This is a genomic window from Streptomyces sp. NPDC111744, assembly GCF_055634995.1.
In genome coordinates, this window is sequence record NZ_JBVKCG010000031.1 from 77,021 (window position 1) to 83,207 (window position 6,187).

At 71.1% G+C, this 6,187-nt stretch carries 8 protein-coding genes; all 8 read left to right on the forward strand.

Annotated elements, in window-relative coordinates; all coding sequences use genetic code 11:
- Positions 1-77: 77 nt before the first annotated feature.
- A complete protein-coding gene (locus ACZ7OO_RS39600; RefSeq protein ID WP_331725161.1) occupies positions 78-938 on the forward strand; it encodes an ArdC family protein in 861 nt (286 codons plus the stop codon).
- 56 nt (positions 939-994) lie between these two features.
- A complete protein-coding gene (locus tag ACZ7OO_RS39605; RefSeq protein ID WP_331725162.1) occupies positions 995-1,210 on the forward strand; it encodes a hypothetical protein in 216 nt (71 codons plus the stop codon).
- 93 nt (positions 1,211-1,303) lie between these two features.
- Entirely contained in the window at positions 1,304-1,504 is a 201-nt protein-coding gene (locus ACZ7OO_RS39610; RefSeq protein WP_331725163.1) for a hypothetical protein, read from the forward strand.
- A gap of 93 nt (positions 1,505-1,597) precedes the next feature.
- A complete protein-coding gene (locus tag ACZ7OO_RS39615; protein ID WP_331725164.1) occupies positions 1,598-1,873 on the forward strand; it encodes a hypothetical protein in 276 nt (91 codons plus the stop codon).
- Between the two features lie 64 nt (positions 1,874-1,937).
- Positions 1,938-2,333, forward strand: coding sequence for a hypothetical protein (locus tag ACZ7OO_RS39620; protein ID WP_331725165.1), 396 nt, complete (start codon positions 1,938-1,940; stop codon positions 2,331-2,333).
- An 852-nt stretch (positions 2,334-3,185) separates the two neighbouring features.
- Positions 3,186-3,986, forward strand: coding sequence for a hypothetical protein (locus tag ACZ7OO_RS39625; RefSeq protein ID WP_331725166.1), 801 nt, complete (start codon positions 3,186-3,188; stop codon positions 3,984-3,986).
- 64 nt (positions 3,987-4,050) lie between these two features.
- Positions 4,051-4,662: a hypothetical protein gene (locus tag ACZ7OO_RS39630; RefSeq protein WP_471512265.1), complete on the forward strand. Its 612-nt coding sequence runs from the start codon at positions 4,051-4,053 to the stop codon at positions 4,660-4,662.
- A gap of 203 nt (positions 4,663-4,865) precedes the next feature.
- Positions 4,866-5,462: a hypothetical protein gene (locus tag ACZ7OO_RS39635; RefSeq protein ID WP_331725168.1), complete on the forward strand. Its 597-nt coding sequence runs from the start codon at positions 4,866-4,868 to the stop codon at positions 5,460-5,462.
- Positions 5,463-6,187: the final 725 nt, after the last annotated feature.

Genomic DNA, 6,187 nt, shown 5'->3' on the forward strand with positions numbered 1-6,187 from the left:
CAGAATTAGTGATGTCGGAAGGGGATGGCAGCCCCGGACGACAGGCCCGAACCTTCAACACGCAAAGGACAAGCCCGATGGGGTACAGGAAGCTCGCGCCGGAAGCCCGGCGAGAACTCGGCAGGCAGCGCACCGCCGAACTGGCGGATCTTCTCCAGGCCGGATACGCCGCTATGGGGCGCCGCGACGTGTGGGCGGCGGTCATGAGGGCGGGAGCCGTCCATCTGAACCACCGCGGACCTGTCAACGCCATCGCCATCGGCCTCCAGGCCCCAGCGGCGACGCGCGTACTCGGCTACAAGGCATGGCAGGACGAGGGGCGGCAGGTCCGCAAGGACGAGACCGGCATCCGGATCTGGGGGCCCATGCGAGGGCGGCGGGAGGACGAGCCGTCGACGCTGGACGACCCCGAACAGCAGGACGAGGCACCGGCGCGCGGGTGGGTCTCGAACGCGGTCTTCGACATCTCGCAGACCGACGGCCCGCCGGTCACGCCCCGCCCGATCTCCGGCAGCCCCGCCCAGGTGGTCCGCAACCGGCTGATCGCCGCCCTGACCGCCCAGGGTGACCACCGCGCCTTCCTGATCAACGGGGTGCCCGCTGAGGCGATCGACCCGGAGGACGCATCCCGGGCCCTGCTGCTGAAGGTCGCCCGGACCGCCATCGAGTCCACGGCCGGAGTCGACGCCGAGCAGGTCGAGGCCGAAGCGGCAGCCGCCTCCCACGTCGCCGCCCGCATCCTCCGAGTGCCGCCGGGTCCCCTCCTGGTACCGCCGTCCGCCGGATGGATCACCGCCGATCCGAAGAACCCGCCCGTCAAGGCCAGCGCCGTCCGAGCGATCACGGTGGGCCGCAGCCTCGCGGGGCTGATCGGCGAGGTCTGCCCGTGCTGCGACGGCACCCGCCACACGGTCGGCCGCGACCGCGCCGACGCCTGACCGCCCGCCGGGCCGGTGCCACTCGGCACCGGCCCCCCATCCCCCGAGAGGTAGACGTGAACACCGAAGCAGCCCAGCCCCAGGCCCCCGCCATCGAGGAGGCCCACCCCCGCAACAGCACCGTGCGGCACCGCACGCTTCCGCTGATCCTCGGAACCGTCACGGGGTACGGCACCGATCCTTTCACCGGCAACGAACTGGCCATGGTCGTCTGGCCCGGCATGGGCAGGCCGGCCGGATACAAGGCCGACGAGATCGCGCGGGAGGCGTAACCCGTGCGGCAAGAGGACGTCGAGCGACTGCACGCGGAATCCCGCGTCCACCCCGTGCACGCGCCGGAACGAGATGGAGCCGGAGAGGTTCCCATGATCACGCTGGGCGGGATGCATGTGTCGTCGTACCTTGTCCTGGAACCCGGCGGCGAAGTCCGTGTGCGCCTGTCCGTCGACCTGGACGAGGCATCATCGGCCATCCTCACCGACGCGGGAACCCTACCGATGGAACTGCTGGTTGGCGAGCAGCGCGTTTGGTGGGGAAAGTTGGAAACACGCACGTCGGAGCGTTGACGAAGGCCCAAAAGTAAGGCAGAATTAGTGGTGTCGGGAGGGGATGGCAGCCCCTCCCGACCACAGCCCGAACCTTCAACACCGGGAGACTGCATGTCATACGCAGACGAAGCGGCCCGCATCGCAACCGGCCTGGCCGGTCTGCCCGTCAGGGTCCGCAAGTGGGTGCCGGACGCCCGAGACCCCCGCCGCCGCTTCGCCGGATGGGAGCCCGCCCAGGTCGCCGGTCCGGCCGCCGAAGGCGACTCCCTGGCGTGGGGGATCGAGTACAGCGACGGCCGCGAGGCATCCGTTCAGTGGCCCGACGTCATGTTCTCCGCCGAGACCTTCCAGGAGGCAGTCAGCCGACTCGCCAGCAGCACCGCCTGACCCGCCGGAGGGAGAGAGGCAGCTCTCCCCCGGTCCAACACCCAAACCTTCAACAGGAGTTCACATGACCACGACCCTTGAGCAGATGACCGCTTTCATCGTCGGCGACGCCGACGACGCAGCGCTGGACCACATCATCGACGCCGTCAAAACCCGCCGTACGGCCGACCGCCGCAAGGCCGAGACCGTCGCCGCCGCGACGGTGACGAAGGGGGCCACGGTGAAGCTCGCCAACCTCACCCCCGCGTACCTCAACGGCCTTAAGGGGATCGTCTCCGAGGTCGACCGCCCCCGTCGCGGCAAGCCGAGCGCCACCGTGACGCTCGACGCGGACAGCACGGACGTCCTGCGCTACAGCGGGCGCCGTAAGGTCTTCGTCGCCCCCGGCGTCACGAACTACGACCTCCACGGCGTCCCGCTCACCTGCTGCGTGACGGCCGAGGCGTCCGCCGCCGAGTAGCACCCGCCGCGCGACGCGGCCCGTCCCCGCCGACCTGGCCGGGGCCGGGCCGCGTCGTGCTGTGCGGCGGCGGTTGCGGACACGCCTGGCGGCGTGGCGGTGTTGGTGGCCCGGTGCGTGCTCGCCGGCCCCGGCCTCCTTCGTCGGCCGGTGCCGTCGGCACCGGGCCGTGGACGCGCCTGGCGGCGCGGCACCTCTTGTTCGTCCCCTTCGGGACGGCGGCCGCGGGGGCGGCCGGGGTCCGCTGGCGCGGACCAGGCCCTCCTTCGTCGGGCCGAACGGACGCCCCTGGCGGGGCGGCTGTATCCGTTCGGGTCCGCTGACGCGGACCGCCGGGACCGTCCGCGCCGGCCGAGGCGGAGTCCGGGCTGCACCTGGTCGTGGTGGGAAAGATGGGCGCCTCCGGCGGGCCCTCACTCCCAAGGGGCTGGGGCGCAAGGCGAGTTGAGGCCCGGTGGGTGGCTGGGGTGGAGGGGTGGCCGGGGGCTCCCCTCGGCCGGTCGGGCACCCTTCGGGCTACCACCGAACCTGCGGGGGGTGCCAGGCCGGGCCGCTTCGCGGTCGCTTCGCGAGCCTGGCACCCCCCGCAGAACCGGCGGTTGGGCGGAGCTGCCCGACCGACCGAGGGGAGCCCCCGCCCACCGGGCGGAGTTGTGGCGGAGGCCGCCGGGCAAGGCCCGCGCGGGTGGGGCGGAAACCGCCGCTGACCTGCGGAAAGATGTGATGCAGGTCACCCGTTCGGAGGACTGTTTCAGGTGGACTCAGGCACTCAAATAAGGCAGAATTAGTGATGTCGAAAGGGGATGGCAGCCCTGGACGACAGGCCCGAACCTTCAACACCAGGGAGACGACATGACCACCAGTACCCTCTACCGCACCGGCGGAGTCGTCTCCTTCCACCGTAACGGCCCCCGGGTCGCGGAGGGCCGGGACGTCCCCCTGACCGTGGTCCCGATGCACGCCGCCGAACTCCGGCACTACGACTGGTTGGTGGAAGCTCTCCAGGAGGACGGCTACCACGGGGACATCGTGGCCGCCAACGTCTACTTCGCCGACACGGACGCCTTTCTCGGAGCCTTCTTCAGTGACGGCCGCCGGACGCACACCGAGTGGTGGGACGACGTCGTTCTGCACGACCTGGAGTTCGTCGCCGAGGTCCGCACCCCGCAGATCGCCCTGAACTACATGGTCGACCGGTGGAACTGGATGCACGGTCGCGTCCTGCCCGTCCGCGAGCCCTGGGAGGACGACGAGACGCTGGCCAGCCGCCGCAGGGAAGTCCTGAAGGCCCACACCGTGGCGGGTAGCCCCTCCCCGTCCGCCGAGATGCTGGCGGAAGCCATCGCCGCCCAGGAGGCCGCCGCAGCGGAGAAGGCCCGCGCCGAGGCCGCGAAGCGCGCCGCGTACGAAGCGGCGATGCGCAGCAGCGCGTTCGGATTCGACGTCACGCTGGCCGATCCGTACCGGGTCATCGACCTGGCCAAGGCCGGACGGCCGGGCCGCTGCGACCACCCCCGTTGCACTCAGCCCGCCCCCGTCGCGATCGAGGCGGACCCGTGGATCAAGCGGGCCCCCGCCGACCGCCGCCCCGTCCGCCGCCGGGCGTGCGCGTTCCACTTCCTGAACGCCATCGACGCGGTGTTCGGGTCCTGACACCACCCCGCCCGCCGGGCCCGCCACGGCGGGCCCCCCGCACCTTCGAACAGAGGAGATCATGATGAGGACCGCAGCGGACGAGATCGAGGTGTACCGGCTGATCCCGCGCCTGAAGACGATCACGGTGAAGGGTGCCGACGTGCAGCCCGGTGATCACCTGTACCAGTACAAGCACCAGGCCGGTGTCCGGGTCGGAGCGATGTGGTGCGGCCGCGTGCCCGGCGGCACGGCATGGGACCGCTACCGGGTGAACTTCCGGCAGGCAGACTTCCCGTGGAGCTACAGCAGCATCAGCCCCCTGGTCGAGTACCCCGTCCAGCGGTCCGGGGTCTACGTCGAGGGGTGGAGCCCCGAGGACTGCGAGAAGCGCCGCAACGAGCTGTTCGAGGAGCTGCGGCGGGTCGAGCTCGACGGCGAGGACGCCGAACTGCGGCCGATCTTCGACCCGGACAGCCGGACCTACTCCGTCCAGCTCTGGACGCGGGGAGAGCTCACGGCGACCCACGGCACCACCGACAACTTCCGGTACTCGGAAGAACCGCTGGAGGCCATCGACGCGTTCCTGAGCGAGCAGGGCATCTCCCGCGCGATCACGGACGACGAGGCGTTCCGAGTGCGCGCCGGTCTCAAGTACGCCAGGGGCGGAATGGAGTGGGCCGCCTTCACCAGTTGACGCTGGACGGTGAGGCGCACCCCTTGCCAGGCCGGCCGGAGGTTACCGGAGGATAGTGATGCACGTCACCCGTTCGGAGGGCCGGGCGGGTAGACCCACACCCCAGAATAAGGCATAATTAGGGATGTCGGGAGGGGGTGGCAGTCCCGCCCGGCATCAGCCCCAAACCTTCAACCAGGGAGCCCCGCTCCCGAGGAGAGAGCATGCAGACTCGACACGGCAAGAGCTCTTGGTACATCCGGATTTCTCGCTACTTTGGTCAGGTTGTGGGCCGGAGCGTCGCCCCGGTGGCTGGCACCGGCGAAGCGCTGACGGGGGTCGACCGCGCCGCCTGTGCGGCCGCGCTTGCAGCACATCAGGACGCTCAGCGGGCAGCAGTGGAGCGCGGATCTGAACTGATGCGCACGGTGTGGGCAGAGCTGGAGTTCGGTCGGACCAGGTCGATCCTGACAGCGGCCAACAAGCAGTTCGGCAGTTGGCGCATCGTGATCGCGAGCGATGGAGCGACGGCAGAGATCGAGGCGTCAGGGGTACCCCCGCAGGCGTGGGGCGAGTTCGTCACCGAGGCCGTCGACCGTCTGTGGTTCCACGAGGACCGCGCGAGGTGGAAGGGTGCTGAAGACTGGCGTAACGCACTGCCTGGCTCATACATGGGTCAGTCGTACAGGGCGCAGTACGCCGACGTTCTGAAGCTCAACGAGAGGTGTGAGGCGACGGAGCTGACTCTCCGTGCGGTTGACGTCCGCAAGGCGGCCCGCGGGTTGTACGCGATGCTCACAGCGGAGGACGTCCACGCGTAAGCCGCCCCGCCCCGTCCCTGCCGAGCCGGCCGGGGCGGGGCGTCGTCGCGGCGGTAGCGGACACGCCTGGCGGCGTGGCGGTGTTGGTGGCCCGGTGCGTGCTCGCCGGCCCCGGCCTCCTTCGTCGGCCGGTGCCGTCGGCACCGGGCCGTGGACGCGCCTGGCGGCGCGGCACCTTCTTCTTCGTCCCCTTCGGGGCCGGCGGCCGCGCGGCGGCCGGGGTCCGCTGGCGCGGACCAGGCCCTCCTTCGTCGGGCCGAAGCGGACGCCCCTGGCGGGGCGGCTGTTCCCGTTCGGGTCCGCTGGCGCGGACCGCCGGGACTGCCCGCGTCGAACAGCGCCGTCTCCGGGCAGTACCAGGCGGCGATGAATAAAGGACCGCCTCCGGCGAGGGCCCTTCACTCCCAAGGGGCCGGTGTGCATGGCGAGTTGAGGTTCGGTGGGTGACTGGGGTGAGGGCGGGCGGGGGCTCCCCTCGGCCGACCGGTCACCCTTCGGGCTACCACCGAACCTGCGGGGGGTGCCAGGCCGGGCCGCTTCGCGGTCGCTTCGCGAGCCTGGCACCCCCCGCAGAACCGGCGGTTGGGCGGAGCTGCCCGACCGACCGAGGGGAGCCCCCGCCCGCCGGGTGGGCCGTGGCGGACGCCGCCCGGCGAGGCCCGTGCGGGTGGGCGGAAACTGCCGCTGACCTGCGAAAACATGTGATGTAGATCACTCGTTTGGAG

What these genes read in the sequence shown, in the direction of transcription:
- ACZ7OO_RS39630 (WP_471512265.1), top strand. Translation starts at nt 4,051, where the DNA reads ATGAGGACCGCAGCGGACGAGATCGAGGTGTACCGGCTGATCCCGCGC.
- ACZ7OO_RS39635 (WP_331725168.1), top strand. Translation starts at nt 4,866, where the DNA reads ATGCAGACTCGACACGGCAAGAGCTCTTGGTACATCCGGATTTCTCGC.
- ACZ7OO_RS39615 (WP_331725164.1), top strand. Translation starts at nt 1,598, where the DNA reads ATGTCATACGCAGACGAAGCGGCCCGCATCGCAACCGGCCTGGCCGGT.
- ACZ7OO_RS39610 (WP_331725163.1), top strand. Translation starts at nt 1,304, where the DNA reads ATGATCACGCTGGGCGGGATGCATGTGTCGTCGTACCTTGTCCTGGAA.
- ACZ7OO_RS39620 (WP_331725165.1), top strand. Translation starts at nt 1,938, where the DNA reads ATGACCACGACCCTTGAGCAGATGACCGCTTTCATCGTCGGCGACGCC.
- ACZ7OO_RS39625 (WP_331725166.1), top strand. Translation starts at nt 3,186, where the DNA reads ATGACCACCAGTACCCTCTACCGCACCGGCGGAGTCGTCTCCTTCCAC.
- ACZ7OO_RS39600 (WP_331725161.1), top strand. Translation starts at nt 78, where the DNA reads ATGGGGTACAGGAAGCTCGCGCCGGAAGCCCGGCGAGAACTCGGCAGG.